Annotated in this window: 11 protein-coding genes and 1 pseudogene; 10 read left to right on the forward strand and 2 right to left on the reverse strand. The window is 68.7% G+C overall.

Annotation, left to right across the window (positions count from 1 at the left end; genetic code table 11):
• Positions 1-2,331, forward strand: coding sequence for a phosphoenolpyruvate synthase (ppsA, locus tag WME96_RS32760; RefSeq protein ID WP_437285517.1), 2,331 nt, complete (start codon positions 1-3; stop codon positions 2,329-2,331).
• A 42-nt stretch (positions 2,332-2,373) separates the two neighbouring features.
• Here the strand turns inward: ppsA and WME96_RS32765 are convergent.
• Positions 2,374-2,895: pseudogene (locus tag WME96_RS32765) on the reverse strand (pyruvoyl-dependent arginine decarboxylase); the annotation flags it as partial.
• Positions 2,896-2,957: 62 nt separating this feature from the next.
• Here WME96_RS32765 and WME96_RS32770 point away from each other — a divergent pair.
• The 9 genes from WME96_RS32770 to WME96_RS32810 all read left to right on the forward strand — a co-directional run bounded on the left by WME96_RS32770 (position 2,958) and on the right by WME96_RS32810 (position 14,279).
• Entirely contained in the window at positions 2,958-3,272 is a 315-nt protein-coding gene (locus tag WME96_RS32770) for a hypothetical protein (RefSeq protein WP_437285518.1), read from the forward strand.
• Positions 3,273-3,552: 280 nt separating this feature from the next.
• Positions 3,553-5,022 (forward strand): flavin monoamine oxidase family protein, encoded by a 1,470-nt coding sequence (locus WME96_RS32775; protein ID WP_437285519.1) that lies wholly within the window; start codon positions 3,553-3,555, stop codon positions 5,020-5,022.
• Positions 5,023-5,458: 436 nt separating this feature from the next.
• Positions 5,459-6,208, forward strand: a complete 750-nt coding sequence (locus WME96_RS32780) for a CoA transferase subunit A (RefSeq protein ID WP_437292382.1) — start codon at positions 5,459-5,461, stop codon at positions 6,206-6,208.
• A 2-nt stretch (positions 6,209-6,210) separates the two neighbouring features.
• Positions 6,211-6,873 carry a CoA transferase subunit B gene (locus WME96_RS32785; protein WP_437285520.1) on the forward strand — a complete coding sequence of 221 codons (663 nt, stop codon included), beginning with the start codon at positions 6,211-6,213 and terminating at the stop codon, positions 6,871-6,873.
• A gap of 447 nt (positions 6,874-7,320) precedes the next feature.
• Positions 7,321-8,682, forward strand: coding sequence for a flavin monoamine oxidase family protein (locus WME96_RS32790; RefSeq protein ID WP_437285521.1), 1,362 nt, complete (start codon positions 7,321-7,323; stop codon positions 8,680-8,682).
• 108 nt (positions 8,683-8,790) lie between these two features.
• Entirely contained in the window at positions 8,791-9,567 is a 777-nt protein-coding gene (locus tag WME96_RS32795; protein WP_437285522.1) for a hypothetical protein, read from the forward strand.
• Positions 9,568-9,570: 3 nt separating this feature from the next.
• Positions 9,571-10,656, forward strand: coding sequence for a heparan-alpha-glucosaminide N-acetyltransferase domain-containing protein (locus WME96_RS32800; protein WP_437285523.1), 1,086 nt, complete (start codon positions 9,571-9,573; stop codon positions 10,654-10,656).
• Positions 10,657-10,707: 51 nt separating this feature from the next.
• Positions 10,708-11,775: an NAD-dependent epimerase/dehydratase family protein gene (locus tag WME96_RS32805; protein WP_437285524.1), complete on the forward strand. Its 1,068-nt coding sequence runs from the start codon at positions 10,708-10,710 to the stop codon at positions 11,773-11,775.
• A 590-nt stretch (positions 11,776-12,365) separates the two neighbouring features.
• On the forward strand, positions 12,366-14,279 hold the full coding sequence (locus tag WME96_RS32810) for a GNAT family N-acetyltransferase (protein WP_437285525.1): 1,914 nt from the start codon (positions 12,366-12,368) through the stop codon (positions 14,277-14,279).
• On the opposite strand, the gene WME96_RS32815 is transcribed toward WME96_RS32810, so the two are convergent.
• The gene (locus WME96_RS32815; RefSeq protein WP_437285526.1) at positions 14,200-16,800 is read right to left on the reverse strand and encodes a cation-translocating P-type ATPase; all 2,601 of its coding nucleotides are present in this window, start codon (positions 16,798-16,800) and stop codon (positions 14,200-14,202) included. The genes WME96_RS32810 and WME96_RS32815 overlap by 80 nt on opposite strands.
• Positions 16,801-16,872: the final 72 nt, after the last annotated feature.

Here is a 16,872-nt window from a genome sequence, read left to right on the forward strand (position 1 = left end):
GTGACCGAGCACGTCCTCTGGTTCGATTCGCTGTCCCGCAACGACGTCGCGTCCGCCGGAGGAAAAGGCGGCAACCTCGGAGAGCTCACGCGCGCCGGGCTGCCCGTGCCTCCGGGCTTCGTCATCACCGCCGACGCGTACCTCGCGGCGATGGAGGCCGCGGGGGTGCGAAAGCAGCTCGTCGAGCTCTTCGCCGAGGCCGATCCGAACGATCCGGCCAGGCTGCGCGCGACGTGCTCCGCGCTCCAGCGGCTCGTCCGGGCGGCGCCGCTCCCGGCCGCGCTCCAGGCGGAGATCACCGGCGCCTACCGGAAGCTGGGGCCCGACGCCATCGTGGCCGTCCGGTCGTCCGCCACCTCGGAGGACTCGGCGTCGACCTCGTTCGCCGGCATGCACGAGACGTACACCGACGTGACCGGCGAGCAGGCGTTGCTCGACCGCGTGCGCGACTGCTGGGCCTCCGCCTTCGGCGAGCGCGTGGTCAGCTACCGGAAATCCCAGCGCCTCACCGAGGAGCCCGCCCTGGCGGTCGTCGTGCAGCGCATGGTCGGCTCCGAGCGCTCCGGCGTCATCTTCACCGCGGATCCCGCGACGAAGGACACCTCGCGCCTCGTCGTCGAGGCGGCGTTCGGCCTCGGCGAGGTCGTGGTCGGCGGGCAGGTCGAGCCGGACACGTACACGGTCGCGAAGCGCGGGCCGCGGCTCCTGGAGGCCCGCGTCGGGCACAAGGCGTTCAAGCTGGTGCGCGCGCCGGACGGCGGCGGAGAGCAGCGCGTGGACCTGCCGGAGGACGAGGGCGCGCGGCGCGTGCTCGAGGACGACGAGGTGCTCGATCTCGCGCGCCTCGCGCTGCGGGTCGAGGAGCATTACGGCGCGCCCCAGGACATCGAGTGGGCCGTCGAGGACGGGGCGACGTACCTGGTGCAGACCCGCCCGATCACCACGCTGGGCGCGCCGCACCCCGCCCCCGGGGAGGTCCTTGTCTCGGGGCTCGGCGCGTCCCCGGGCACGGCGTCCGGCGTGGTGCGCGTGCTCCGCTCGCCGGAGGAGGGGCAGCGGCTCAGGGCCGGCGAGGTCCTCGTGGCGCCCATGACGTCGCCCGACTGGGTGCCCACCATCCGCCGCGCGGCGGGCCTCGTGACGGACAGCGGCGGGATGACCTGCCACGCCGCGATCGTCAGCCGCGAGCTCCGCATCCCGTGTGTCGTGGGCACGCGCTCCGCCACGCGGACCCTGCGGGACGGCGAGCTCGTCACCGTCGACGGCGCGCACGGCAAGGTCCTCGAAGGGCAACGGGCGGCCGCGGAGGCGCCCGGCGCCGCTCCGGACGGGGCGCCCGCGGCCGCGGGGGTCGCGCCCGCGGCGAGGGCCGAGGCGCGGGTCGAGCGCGCGCCGGGCGCCGCCTTCGCGCCCGCGGCTTCGCCGGCCGTGCTCGGCACGCGGCTCTACGTGAACCTGGCGATCGCCGAGCGCGCCGAGGAGGCGGCCGCGCTGCCCGTGGACGGCGTGGGGCTGCTCCGGGCCGAGTTCATGCTGCTCGACGCGCTCGGCGGCGTGCACCCGAAGGCCCTGATCGCGTCCGGCGGCCGCGACGAGTTCCTCCAGAAGATGTCGGCCTCGCTGCTCCGCATCACCCGCGCATTCCAGCCGCGTCCGGTCATTTACCGGACGTACGATTTCCGCACGAACGAGTTCCGCGGGCTCAAGGGGGGTGAGCAGCACGAGCCCGCCGAGGAGAACCCGATGATCGGGTATCGCGGCTGCTACCGGTACGTCCGCGATCCGGAGCTGTTCGCGCTCGAGCTCGAGGTGCTCGCCCGCGTCCGCGAGGAGACGCCGAACCTGCATGTGATGATCCCGTTCGTCCGCACGCGCTGGGAGCTCGCGGCCTGCCTGGAGCTCATGGACAGGAGCCCGCTCGGCCGCCAGCGCGGGCTGCACCGGTGGGTGATGGCCGAGGTGCCGTCCGTCGCGTTCTGGATCCCGGAGTACGCGCGCATGGGCATCGACGGCGTCTCGATCGGCTCGAACGATCTGACCCAGCTCACGCTGGGGGTCGACCGCGACTCCGCTGTATGCGCCGAGCTGTTCGACGAGACCGACGGGGCGGTACTCGACGCGATCGGGCGGATCATCGAGGCGTGCAGGGCGGCAGGGATCACCTCGTCGCTCTGCGGGCAGGCGCCGTCGAACCGACCCGAGTTCGCCGAGCACCTCGTGCGGCTCGGCATCACGTCCATCTCGGTGAACCCGGACGCCGAGCCGGCGGCGCGCCAGGTCATCGCGGCGGCCGAGCGGCGGCTGTTGCTCGAGGCGGCGCGGCGGCCGTGAAGGCGGAGAGGGGCGCTGCTCACTGGCCATGAGCCCTGTTCGCTACCCACCCCCTCGACACCGCGCCTTCTCCGCGGGCAGCGCCTCGCGCTCGGGCTCGGTCAGCTCCGGGAACGAATAGGTAAGCCAGCACAGCGCGGCGATCGCGGTACCGTGCAGGTTCTGTATCACGCGCGAGGCGATCGCCGGCTCGTCGACCTCGAGGTCGACCTGCGCGGCGTCATGGCGGCGCAGCACGATCCCCTCCAGCTCGTGACGCAAGGTGCGCGCGGCCGTGGCGGCGTCGCCGTGCCCCTCGTACTCGGCGGCGAACCCGCCGATACAGGCGCCCGTCCGCCGATCGCGGAGGCGGACGCGGCCCAGCCCCGCCGTGACGGTCTCGCCGGCCCTCCCGTTCATGGAGGCCAGGATCACCTCCATCACCGCGCCGTGCCGGAAATGGGGCTTTGCGACCTCGAGGGGGATCTCGCACGCCTCCGGCGGGATCACCGAGCTGCAGACGACGATGTTGAAGTTCTCGATTCCCGCCATCGCCAGGGCCAGATCGAACGACCCTGTGTGCCATGGATCGAGCCCACCGCCGTAGTCGGTGTCGCCGCATCACATCATTCGAAAGGAGAGGGATCATGAAGAGTCTCACGGTGATGCTCATGGTGGGAGTTTCCGCCGTGATGCTTCAAGGGAACGCCGTCGCGCGAACGGACGATCCTGAGATGACGGACGCGGCGGGCGAAGCGCTGATGGCGAACGTCCCTGGCCTTGAGATGTGCCTCAAGCGATGCAGCGAGATAAATTATTGTAGATTTCCTGGCCCTCCCCCTCATCCACCCTTCCACCATCCGGGTGCTTTCGCGATCTATCGCATTGCGGTCAAAGCCTATCAGGAGTGCGTAAACCGCAGAAACCAGTGCGAAGTTCACTGCTACAACATCTACGGTTGAGGGCGTCTGGGCATGCACGAGGGCACGCAGGGATCGACCGGCGGGTCCGCCTCGGCTACCGCGCCCAGATCGACGAAGACCGCGCCCACATGAGCGCCGGCGCGAACCGTTCACCGCCGCCACACGATCCGGACGCCAGGTCCAGAACCCACGCCTCAAGAGTCTTCATCATTACATCCTGGGACGCCGGTGTCTATTTGACCGCCTCGGCCCGGTTTTGAGCGGCGCCCCAGCATGCGACGCTTGACGCCCCCCGCACGCCGCGGTCTGCACTCGCGGCATGCAACGTCGCCAATGGTTGAAGCTCCTCCTCGCCACCTCCGGCGCGCGCTTCGTCGCAGCTTGCAGCGCCGCGCAAACCATCCCGGGGAAGAGCGCGCGCGTCATCGTCGTCGGCGCCGGCATTGCGGGCCTCGCCGCCGCGCGCGAGCTCCACCGGGCCGGGCACGCCGTCACGGTGCTCGAGGCGCGGGACCGCATCGGTGGAAGGGTGTGGACCGATCGATCGCGCCCGGATGAACCCGTGGACCTGGGCGCCGCGTGGATCCACGGTACCGACGGTAACCCGATCACCCAGCTCGCGGCCGATTCCGACGTGGAGACGATCTCCACGGATTCCCGCTCCTGGTGGACGTGGGACACCGACGGCAGGATCCTCACGGCCGAGGAGGAGGGGGCGCTCTGGGCCGCGTTCGACGCGCTCCTCGAGCAACTCGACGCGCTCCGGGAGCAGCGCATCGCGAGCGGAAAGGGAGACATCCCCCTCGCGACGGCGGTCGACGAGATCCTGCAGGAGCAGGCGATGACCGACGAGGAGCGGCGGCGGCTGCGCCTTGCGATGAACGCCAGCATCGAGCAGGAGTTCGCGGCCGATGCTGAGGAGATCTCGCTCTATTACTGGGACTGGGGCCCGCGCTTCGATGGCCCGAACGTCCTGTTTCCGCAGGGATATGACCGCGTCACGGCCACGCTCGGGTCGCAGCTCGACGTGCGGACCGGGCACGTGGCCTTGCAGATCCGTCACGACGCGGCGGGGGTGACCGTCCTGACCGATCAGGGAGATTTCGAGGGCGATTACGCCGTCGTCACGCTCCCGCTCGGCGTGCTCAAGGCGGCCGCCGTGCGCTTCGAGCCGCCTCTGCCGGCCGAAAAGCAAGGAGCCATCGATCGGCTCGGCATGGGCGTCCTCAACAAAGTGGTGCTCCGGTTCCCGCACGCGTTCTGGTCCGACGCGGGCGTGCTGTACCTCGGGTACATCGCCCAGAACGCGGGCGAGTGGTCCACGAACATGAGCTTCCATGAGGTCGACGGCCGGCCCACCCTTGTCTGCTTCAATACCGCGTCGCACGCGCGCGATCTCGAGCAGATGTCGGACGAGGCGATCATCGCCGCGGGCATGGGCGTGCTCCGGACGATGTTCGGTGCGAACATTCCCGATCCGGAGAGCTGGCTCGTCACGCGCTGGTTCCGCGATCCGTATGCGCGCGGCTCCTACTCGTACATGCCGCCGGGCGCGACCCCTGATGACCATGACGAGCTGGCCAGGCCAGCGGGGAGGCTGCATTTCGCGGGCGAGGCGACCCACAAGGGCCACGCATCGACGGTCCACGGGGCCTATCTCTCGGGCGTGCGCGCGGCACAGGAGATCGCGACGCAGATGGCCGCTCCCCGGCCATCGCCGATCGCATCCAGCGAGGTGGCCGCGGCCGCGCCGCTCCCGGGTGGCCATCGGCGGCGGCCTCGGCGCTGAGGGCGGCCCTGACCGGAGCCGGTCGACGCCCACCCCAGCGCAAGCGACAACGGCGGTCGCCCCCCGCCGTGCGTTCGCCTTCTCCCGCTTCCGCACCACCAGAGAGTTCGACGTGAGACGCGACTTCGCCGCGAAGGCGCCGCCCCCAGGGCGGCGGACCGAGGCGGCGACTTGGCGCTCGCGCTCTGTGTTTTATGTTGCGCCACATACCCTCTGGGCCTTCGTGCATGACGGCGGCTCCGAGCGGCAGTCGAGCAAAAGAAGCACATCATGGAGCGCGGAGCTTCGCACACCGCCACTGACACACACGCGCCCGGATCGGGCTGACATGGGCGGCGGGCGGACGCTCGGATCGGCGGGAAGGCGGGGACAAGATCACGGCAGACGACGAGGCGAGGCATCGACTTTTCCCGGCGCTGGGGCAGGGGGCGATTTCATGGACAAGGTCTACAGGAGCGCGATCGACGCGGTCCGCGACATCCCGAGCGGCGCCACGATCCTGGCGGGCGGCTTCGGCCTCTGCGGCATCCCAGAGAACGCGATCGCCGCGCTTCGTCTGCTCGGGACTCGCGAGCTCACGGTGGTATCGAACAACTGCGGCGTGGACGACTTCGGCCTCGGCATTCTTGTCAAGAACAAACAGATCCGGAAGGTCATCTCGTCGTACATCGGCGACAACAAGGAATTCGAGCGTCAGTATCTCTGCGGGGAGCTGGAGGTGGAGCTGACGCCACAGGGAACGCTCGCGGAGCGCATCCGCGCTGGCGGCGCGGGGATCCCGGCTTTTTACACGCCGACGGGGGCGCACACGGCGATCAGCGACGGTGGGCTCCCCGTGCTCTATCATGGCGATGGATCGGTCAAGAAGTACTCCGAGAAGAGAGAGATCCGATCTTTCGACGATCGCGACCATGTCCTCGAACACGCGATCCGAGGCGACTACGCGATCATCAAAGCCTGGCGCGGCGACCGCGTCGGAAACCTCGTCTATCGTCGCACCGCGATGAACTTCAACCCCATGATGGCCGCCGCAGCGAAGATCACCGTCGCAGAGGTCGAGGAGCTCGTGGAGGTCGGCTCGATCGATCCGGATCATGTGCACACGCCCGGCATCTACGTTGACCGCATCTTCCAGGGGGAGCGCTACGAGAAGCGCATCGAACGGCGGACCACGCGGAAGGATTGACAATGGCGCTCACGCGGGAACAGATCGCAAAACGCGCGGCACAGGAGCTGCGCGACGGCTCCTATGTCAACCTCGGAGTCGGCATGCCGACGCTGATCGCGAACCACATCCCGGTCGGCGTGAACGTCGTATTGCAGAGCGAGAACGGCCTGCTCGGCACCGGCCCCTACCCCGTTGCCGGAGAGGAAGATCCCGACCTCATCAACGCCGGCAAGGAGACGGTCACCATGTTGCCCGGCTCCGCCATCTTCTCGAGCGCCGACTCGTTCGGGCAGATCCGCGGCGGGCACATAGATCTTGCCATTCTGGGGGGGATGCAGGTCTCCGAGAAGGGCGATCTCGCGAACTGGATGATCCCCGGGAAGAGGGTGAAAGGGATAGGCGGCGCGATGGATCTGGCGGCGAGCGCACGGCGAGTCGTCGTGATCATGGAGCATGTCGCCAAGAACGGGTCACCGAAGATCCTGAACCAGTGCACGCTGCCGCTCACGGGGAGGCGCATGGTTCACCGCATCATCACGGATCTCGCGGTCATCGACGTCCTGCCCGCAGGTCTCCTTCTTCGCGAGCTCGCCCCCGGCGTATCCGCTCGTGACGTGCAAGAGCGGACGGAGCCGTCGTTGAAGCTCGCGCCGGACATCTGCGACATGACGATCGAGCCGTGAGGCCCGCGTGGACCGCTCGTGGCGGCGGCCAGCGAGCTGCGCGCACGTGAACGCGCTCCATCACCTCCGCGCGTTTCGCCCTCCATGACCGAGCTGCGCCAGCGTTCACCACTGCCGCATCGTCCGTAACGGGAGCGGCCAGCCCTGAGAGGGGATACGGACGTAGCCGACTACATGGCCGCGTCGCTCCGCTCAATAAAGCCCACACTGCTTCCCGACGTGAGCAGGTTACCGGCCGGGGAGGTCCGCTGGGAAAGGGGGCAGAAGCGACGACAGATCGACGATCGTCAAGACAGCAGCGAAGCGATCGGATCCGAGGACGCCGTTCCGGCCCTCTCGGCTCCTCGACGGGCGCGCGCGACGAAGAGCGTCGCCGGAGGGCCTTGACCCGGAGCGCAGGCGCCCCAGTCGTTCGACCCCATGTTGCGGCCTGGATCATACGAAGAGATGAACGACATGAAGCGAATCTGTATCATCGGCGGCGGACCAGGCGGTCTCATGACGGCATACCTGCTGTCGAAGATGGCGAATTCGCCGTTCTCTCTCACGCTGTTCGAGGCCACGGATCGGCTGGGAGGCAAGATCCGCACGCTCCGATTCCAGGAGAGGCAGGCGCGGTATGAGGCAGGCGCGGCCGAGCTCTACGACTACTCGTCGGTCGGCAACGACCCGCTCAAGGAGCTCGTTGAAGAGCTGGGTCTCTCCATCGTCCCCATCGGCGGCTCGTCCGTCATCCTGGACGAACAGATCATCGCCAACATGGATGATGTGCGGGCGCATCTCGGTGCGAAGGCGTGCGAAGCCCTGCTCTCGTTCGATCGATCGGCCAAGGACATGATCAGCCCATCCGAGTACTACCTCGGCGGTCACGAGGCTCAGATCGCGGTGTCGCCCCCCGCCTCGCGCTTCGATGCGCTGCTCGGCAAGGTCGGGCAGGCGGCGGCACGCCGCTATATCGAGACGCTGATTCACAGCGACCTCGCGACCGAGCCGGAGCGGACGAGCGTCGAGTACGGCGCTCATAATTATCTGATGAACGACTCCCGCTACATGCAGCTCTATTGCATCGAGGGGGGAAACGAGCAGTTGACCCGGGAGCTGGCCCGACGGATCAGCGCCGACGTGCGCCTGAACCACGTGGTGACCGACATGGGTCGGGGTGAGGACGGAAAGCTCGCGGTGGCCTGCAGACACCAGGGGGTCGTACGCGAGGAATCGTTCGACATCGCGATCCTGGCGCTGCCCAACAATTACCTGCCACATATCAATTTTCGCGGAGAGCGCCTTGCGGCAGCGATGCGGGCCCACCACGCGCAACACGACCATCCAGCACATTACCTGAGAATCACCGTGCTGTTCGATCGCCCGTTCTGGCGAACCAAGCTGGACGAATCGTTCTTCATGCTGGACCGATTCGGCGGGTGCTGCGTGTACGACGAGTCGGCGCGAGATCCGGAGATGCCGTACGGCGTGCTCGGCTGGCTCCTGGGCGGACAACCCGCGCTCGAGATGAGCGACCTCGACGATGCCGCGCTCATCGAGGCCGCGCTGAAGTCGCTCCCGGCGACGCTGGGCGAAGCCGGTCCGCGCTTCCTGGAGGGCCACGTTCATCGCTGGCCAGCGGCCGTGAACGCGATTCCCGGCGGGCTCGTGCCGCGCGCCCAGAGCCTGCGACATCAGCCGGAACCCGCGGGGCATCCAGACCTGTTTGTCGTCGGTGACTACCTGTACGACTCGACGCTGAACGGCGTCCTGGACTCGGCCGAGTATGTGGCGGAATGGTTGGTTTCTGAAATGATCCGCAGTTGATCGAGCGAGCGAGCCATGCAGTTCCAAGACACACCTCACAGAACGCAAACCGGGCCCGGGAACGCAGCCTCGCCGCCGGGATTGCCAGAGGGCGCGGAGATTCAGCATGTGGAGTTCGTCACGGGGGCTGACGCCGCACAGACGACGCTGATGGAATTCAAAGTACCTCGCCCCTGCCGTGCGATACTGGTGACGGGCCCTGCGGCGGCGCCGTCTGCCGGGCTGACAATGCTGCTCGTGCCGACGATCGATCAGGAAGATCCGGAGCTCGTCGCGAACGTCTGGAGCTGGGTCGAGCCGGATGTCCCGGAGGAGCTCCGGCGCGGGTTGCTGATCATGCTCCAGGGAGCGCGGATCATCTGGTCCCCTGGCCGCGCGGGGCTCGTCGCAACGGCCGAGCGGCTGGAGGCGCTGCGCCGCGCCGTCATCGACTTCTCCTTCTTCGATGGCGAGGTCCGCCAGTTCGAGGCGGAGCTCGCCGAGGCCTGGCCTCACCTGGAGACGGATACGCCCCTGGCGTTTGACTTCGACATCCGAGCCATGCCGCGGCGAGACGAGCTCGCTCGGCGATTCCAGCGCGTGATCGGCCTACGGGCACGCCTGGTCCAGGTCAGCCCTGCCATTGACTCTCCGCCGGTCCATCCTCCCACGCTGGCTGGTCAACTGAAAGAGCGCCTGAAAGAGCGGTCCCGGCTAGACGAGCGGATCGAGTTCGTCGACGAGCAGCTCGAGCTCCTCGAGAGGGTCTACGAGCTGTGTGGCCAGCGCTCCAGCGAGCTCGCGATCGCTCGGAACGAGGCCCGCCTGGAGTGGATCGTCATCATCCTGCTCGCGACGGAGACACTCGCATTGTTGGTTGATCTGATGGCCGAAAACAGGATCTAGGCCGTGCGATATTTATCGATCGACATCCTTCGCACCATCGCCGTCGTCGTGATGGTTCAAGTCCATTTCGTGGAGAACCTGTCTGGGCTCTCCCACCCGACCCCGAACGGCTTCGGAGCCCCGCTGTTCGCCTTTCTGCTGGGCGTCAGCTATTTCATGTGGATCAACAGTCCTCGCATGCTCCGCGCCAGCGACTCCGATCGCAGCAAGATCACCATACGCCGCGGCCTGTTTCTGTTCGGCGCAGGCATCCTGTTCAACATATTCATCTGGCTCCCCGAGGACACGTTCGACTGGGACATCCTGACGTTCCTCGGCGCGTCTCTGATCTTCCTGAACGTAGCCCGACGGCTACCCAGCTCGATCCTCTTGACGATGTGCGCCGTGGTCTTCGTCATCAGCCCGATGCTGCGGGTCCTCACAGACTATGCCGCGTACTGGGAGAACAAGTACTTCGACTTCGACCTGACGCTGTCCGACGTCCTGCTGGGCTTCCTGGTCAACGGGTACTTCCCCATCTTCCCGTGGATTGTATATCCAATCGTGGGCTTCACGGTCGCGTCGCGCATGACCTCCGATTCTGCGCCGGCCGCCGGCACGCTCGATCGATTGACGGGCGTCGGCGTCTGCCTGATCGGCGGGAGCATCGCGGCGAGGCTACTTCGCCCCCACAGCCCGTCGATCGTGCGAGCGATCTGGCTCGAGGGCTGGACGATGTTTCCGCCATCGGTCGAGTACATGCTGGGAACGTTGGGCCTGGCCATCACGGCCTTCACCCTGCTGCATCGCTGGGTCGACCGCTCTCCCAGGTTCTCGCGGGATGGCAACCTCGCGCGGGTCTTTTTGGTCTTTGGGCCGCGCGCGCTCTCGGTCTATGTGTTGCATCATCTGATTCACATCTGGCCGCTCTGGATCTATGGCCTGGTCACCGGCCCCGAGCCCACCGTACACTGGCAGAGCGCGTTGCCGGTGACCGTGGCCTGGCCATTGGCTTTCGTGTTTCTCGTGGCCTGCTACTTCCTCCTGCGATGGATGGAACGAACGGGCAAACCCGGGATAGAGACGCTGATGCGCTGGCTCTGTGATTAGACTGCCGTCCTGTCGAATACACGCGCACTGGCGACGGAGGGAGGGACGACGATGAGAATCCTGGTCATGGGGGGATCTCGCTTCAACGGCTATCACCTGGTGCGGGAGCTCGTCCACGGCGGGCACGAGGTCACCGTCCTCAACCGCGGCGTCACGCCCGCGAACCTCCCCGGGCAAGTCAGGCGGCTCTATGCGGACCGCAAGGACCACGTGCGCCTGAGAGAGATCCTGGGCAGAGAGGAATATGACTGCATCCAGGACGTGAGCGCGTATACCCTGGACGACGTCCAGAGCATGGTCGAGCTCTTCGAGGGTCGCGCTGGACATTACATCTTCGCCAGCTCGACCGCCGTGTACGCGGCGTCCAGGGTCATGCCCATCACCGAGGAATCGCCTGTAGAGATCGGGCCGCGGCAACAGGACTATGGGCGCAACAAGATCCTGTGCGAGCGCTATCTCCTGGGCGTATGGCGGCAGCGCCGCTTCCCCATCACCATCGCGCGCTTCTCGATGGTGCTGGGCCCCCGCAACCGTCACCCGGATCGAGAACAGAAGATGTGGGTGCGGCTCTTGCGCGGGCGGGAGATCCTCATCCCCGGTGACGGCACGACCCTCGGCATGGTCGGCCACGTGGAGGACCAGGCCCGCGCCATGCGGCTGATGATGCAGAACCCGAAGACCTTCGGGCAGATCTACAACGTCACCGGAAAGGACTATTTCACCGACAATGCATATGTGGATACCCTGGCCGAGATCGCGGGGGTAGAGGCGCGGAAGGTCTTCGTCCCTGGCCCGATCATGGACGAATATGCGCCTGATGCGGTGCTCGACGCTGGCCGTCTCGGCGTGCGGCCGGACGAAGGCTGCAGCCCTTCCAGCGGCCGTCCGATCATCCAACGCCTTGCGCCTCACATCCATGGCTGGAGAGCGCCGGTGGTCTTCAGCACCAAGAAGCTCCAGGACGACCTGGCCTACGAACAGCTCTACACGTTCGAGTCGGGCGAGGCCCAGACGTACGAGTGGTTCGAACGGGAAGGCCTTGCGGACAAGCTTCAGTACGATTTCAGCGCCGAAGACGCGCTGCTCGCGATGATCAAGCGGCAACAGGCTGTTCGATGAGCGGAAGTGGGCGGGGAGCGCGACGCGCTGTATGTCGGCGCGCGTCGGGTCCCTCGCGGGCCCAGCGCTCCGAAGATCAACGAATCGTTCTTTTCAAGAGGAACGATGTTCCTCGTTACTGGAAACCTCGACGTTCTCCGGGGCGTGTACCCCATGGCGGGGGGGCAGGGCGTGGGCCAGACTCGTGGTCGAGAAGGTCGACAGGGAAAGGGAGATAGTCGTCTGCTATCGAGAGCCTTTCGAGAGCGCAGTACCGCCGACGCCGGACGACAGGTCGTGCTACGCGATCAAGGACGATTTCGGGTGTGACATCATCACGCATTGATCGGCAGCTTCGGTAGAGCGTCCCCATCCGGATGCCCTGCCCTGTGTCGCTCGCCGTCCCGCCGGGCGAACGGCTTGCGCGCGCCCGCAGCCGCTGCAGGCGCGCGCTCGGGGTCGGCGGGGCCCGATGCCGCCGGCGTGGCGCAGGCTGCGCGCTGGCTCGGAGCTCATCGCCCAGCCGCGTTGAAGAAGGCGCCGTGCGCGCCGAGCTCAGGCCGGTGGTCCGCTTCTTGCCGGACCCCGCGGAGCACGGGAGAAGGCACACCATGCAGCGAACACTCACGGACTGGCAAACGCGCTTCGCCGACAAGATCACGACCGCCGAGCAGGCGATCCGCGCGATCCCGCGGGGGCGCCGCATCCTCGTCGGCTCGGGCGCCGCAGAGCCGAGCGATCTCGTGAACGCGATGGTCGACTCCGGCGACCACCTCGCCGACAACGAGATCGTCCACCTGATGACCGAAGGCCCCGCGCCGTACGTCCGCCCCGGCCTCGAGCGGCGCTTCCGTCACACGGCGTTCTTCATCGGCCAGAACGTCCGCGAGGCGATCCACGAGGGGCGCGCCGACTTCATGCCGGTCTTCCTCTCCGAGATCCCGGATCTGATCCTGTCGCGCCGGGTGCGCATCGACGTGGCCCTCATCCAGGTGAGCCCGCCGGACGCCCACGGCTTCGTCAGCCTCGGCGTCTCCGTCGATATCGTCCGCGCCGCCGTCGACGCGGCCGATCTCGTCCTCGCCGAGGTCAACCCGCGGATGCCCCGCACCCACGGAGACTCGTTCTTGCACGTGGACCGGATCACTCACCTCGTCCCGGTCGACCGCGAGCTGCCCGCGCGCGAGGCCGAGCCGCTCGACGAGATCGACCGCGCGATCGGCCGCCACGTGGCGTCGCTCGTGCCCGACGGCGCCACGCTCCAGACGGGCATCGGCAGGATCCCGAACGCCGTCCTGGCAGCGCTCGGCGACAGGAACGACCTGGGCGTCCACACCGAGATGCTCTCCGACGGCGTGATGGATCTCGTCGAGCGCGGCGTGATCACGAGCCGCAGGAAGACCGTCCTGCCAGGGAAGCTCGTGACGTCGTTCCTCCTCGGGAGCCGCGCCCTCTACGAGTGGGCCCACGACAATCCCGTCATCGAGATGCGCGGGTCCGCCTTCACCAACGATCCGCTGACGATCGCCAGGAACGACAGGATGGTCGCCATCAACGCGGCCCTCGCCGTCGACCTGACCGGCCAGGTCGCCGCCGACACGCTGCTGGGCCGCTTCTTCTCCGGCATCGGGGGCCAGGTCGACTTCATCCGCGGCGCCGCGCGGAGCCGCGGGGGCAAGCCGATCATCGCGCTCCGGTCCACCGCGAAGGACGGCAAGATCAGCCGGATCCAGCCGGCGTTCGAGCAGGGCGCCGGCATCGTGACGAGCCGCGGGGACGTGCACTACGTGGTGACGGAGCACGGCGTCGCCGACCTCTGGGGCCGGAATATCCGGCAGCGCGCGCTCGCGCTCATCGAGATCGCCCACCCCGACCACCGCGCCGACCTGCTCGCCGCGGCCAAGCAGCGCCGTTACGTGTTCGTCGATCAGGTCATCTCGCGCGCGGATTACCCCTGGCAGGAGACGCGCGCCGCGCGCCTGCCGTCGGGCGAGGACCTGCTCTGCCGGCCGGTCCGGCTCTCCGACGAGACCGCGCTCCAGGACCTCTTCTATCGCCTCTCGGACGAGAGCACCTACCGCCGCTTCATGAGCCACAAGCGGGAGCATCATCACGAGGAGATGCAGCAGCTCGTGAACCTCGATTACGATCAGAACATGGCCATCGTGGCCTGCGCCGGCCCCGAGCACGAGGCCATCCTCGGGATGGCCCGGTACGACGTCGACCCGAAGAACAACCTGGCCGACGTCGCCTTCGTCGTCCGCGACGAGTGGCAGGGCAAGGGCGTCGGCACCCTGCTGATGCGGCGGATGGCGGAGATCGCAAGGGCCCGGGGGATCTCGGGCTTCGAGGCGGACGTCCTGCTCACCAACAAGGCGATGATGCGGGTGCTCGAGAAGAGCGGCCTGCGTCTCTGCCTCGATCTCCAGGCCGGCGTTTACCACGTCACCGCCCACTTCGAGGCGGTCGTTGCCGGCGGCGCGCCGGCGGCCGGCCCGAGCAACGCCGGACCGCGCCAGGCGTGACGCGCGCGGTCCGAGCGGCGCGCCGCAGCGCATCGGCGAGCACCATCGCCGCGGCGCCCCCGGGCAGCCACAGGAGCCACGCCGCTCCCACCGGGGCCATCGCAAACATCCGGTTCAGCCCAGGCACATAGAGCAGCGCGATCGCCAGCGCGACCTCGGTCGACAGCCCCGCGGCCACCCAGGGGTTCGACCAGAACGCGAGCCGCTTCCGGAGAGGCCCGTCGCGCTGCGCGAACAGACACCCTATCTGACCCGAGACGATCCCGACGAACGTCATGGTGGCCGCCCCTCGCTCCAGCGCACGAAACGACTCGAGCGAGTCGACCGGTCTCCAGCCGTGCGCCCAGTAAAACCCGAAGTACGCTACGACGCCGAGCAGCGCCTCGACGGCTCCGTAGAGGAAAAAGGTCCGTAGCGCGAGCTCCCGGGTGAGGATCGGTTTCCTGGGCGGCTCCGGAGCCACGTGCAGCGTCGCGGGCGACGCCGGCTCCACGCCGAGCGCCAGCGCGGGGAGCACGTCGGTTCCCAGGTCGATCGCGAGCACCTGCACGATCGCGAGCGGGAGAGGGATCGGAAAGAAGATATAGAGAAGGAACGGGACGAGCTCCGCAACGTTGCTCGTGAACACATAACTCACGAAGCGGCGGATATTCTGCTTGATCGCCCGCCCTTCCTCGATGGCCGCAACGATGGTGGCGAAGTTGTCGTCGGACAGGATGATGTCCGCCGCCTGCTTGGCCACCTCCGTGCCGCGCAGCCCCATGGCCACGCCGACGTCGGCGGCGCGGAGCGCGGGGGCGTCGTTCACCCCGTCGCCGGTCACCACGACCACCTCGCCGGACCGCCGCAGCACCTGCACCACCCGCAGCTTCTGCTCCGGCGTCGTCCGCGCGAGGCTCGCGCCGGCCTGGAGCAGCTCCAGCAGCGCCCGGTCGTCCATCGCGTCGATCTCCGGCCCTTCGACCAGGCGGTCCGCCGTATCCAGCCCGATGGCGGCAGCGACCGAGCGCGCGGTCGCGGGGTGATCGCCCGTCAGGATCACGACCCGCACGCCGGCGCGCCTGCAGGCGGCGATCGCCGCGGGGACCTCGGGCCGCGTCGGATCGTGGAGGCAGACAAGGCCCAGGCACCTGAGCGGGCCGGCGGCCTCCCTCACGGCGAGCAGGAGGACGCGCTCGCCGCGCCCGGCCGCGCTCACCACCGCCTCGTCGAGCCCTGCGGGCGCCGGCGCGCCGGTCAGCGCCACCACCGCCTCGGGCGCCCCCTTCACGAGCTCCCGCGTGGCGCTGCCAGCCGCGCACGTCACCGCCATGTAGCGCCGGCGCGCGTCGAACGCGGTGTCGGCGACCCGCGGCCACCGGGCGCGCGCCTCGGCCAGGTCCACTCCGCCGGCCGCGGCCCAGCGCGCGAGGGCCACGTCCACCGGATCGCCCTCGTAGTCGCCGCCCCCCGTCGCCGGGCGCGCGTTGTTGCACAGCGCGGCCGCGAGCCGCGCCGCCCGCTCCGCGTCCGGGGGCGCGCCGCGCGCGGGGGTGAAGCCGCGCACCGAGAGCGTGTTCTGCGTGAGGGTCCCCGTCTTGTCCGTGCAGATGGTCGTCACCGAGCCGACCACCTCGACCGCGGACAGGCGCCGCACCGGGGCGCCGCGGGCCGCCATGCGCTGCGCGCCGATCGCGAGCGACACGCTGAGCGTCGGGAGCAGCCCCTCGGGGACGAGCGCCACGATCACGCCGATCGCGAACGTGAGCGCCCCCAGCGGGCCGACGCGGTGAAACGCCTGCGCGAGCACCAGCGTGGCCGCGCCGGCGATCACCGCGACGGCCGCGGTGACGCGCGAGAGCTGCGCGACCTGGCGCTCGAGCAGCGAGCCCTCGCGCCCGCCCTGCTCGAGGAGCAGGGCGATCTTGCCCGCGGCGCTCTCCGCGCCCGTCGCGAAGACGATCGCCTCGCCCGCGCCGGTCACCACGGACGCGCCGCTCGGGAGCAGGCTCGGGAGCGAGAGCTCCTCCACGCTCCGGCCCGGCGAGGTGACCGGCGCGGCGTCGCGATCGACGGGGGCCGTCTCGCCCGTGAGCATCGAGAGGTCGATCGAGAGGCTGTCTGCGGCGAGCAAGATGCAGTCGGCGGGGACGATCTCCCCCGCAGCGAGCCGGACCACGTCGCCCGGGACGAGCTCGCGCGCGGGCACGCCCCGCTCGACGCCCGCCCGGACGACGCGGGCGCGCACGGCGACACGGCGCATCAGGCTGCTCACGACCTGCTCGGCGCGGTGCTCCTGGAGGAACGCGAACACGCCGTTGAGCACCACGACGGCGACGATGGCGAACCCGAGCTCCGGGGCGCCCGCGGCGAAGGCCAGCCCGGCGCCGAGCCAGAGCAGCAGCGCGAGCGTGTGCGTGAGCTGCGCGAGCAAGGTCCGGAGCGGCCGCGATCGCCTGGGAGGCGCGGGCTCGTTGTCGCCGTGCGCGAGCCGCCGCCTCGACGCTTCGGCCTCGGTCAGGCCGCTCGGCGTGGATCGCAATGCCTGGATTCGCCTCTCGACCGAGAGCGCGGCGAGCGCCGCGGGACGGACGCGTGGCTGCGCGCCGGTGCC

It is taken from the genome of Sorangium sp. So ce406 (assembly GCF_051474675.1).
Classification (GTDB): domain Bacteria; phylum Myxococcota_A; class Polyangia; order Polyangiales; family Polyangiaceae; genus Sorangium; species Sorangium cellulosum_G.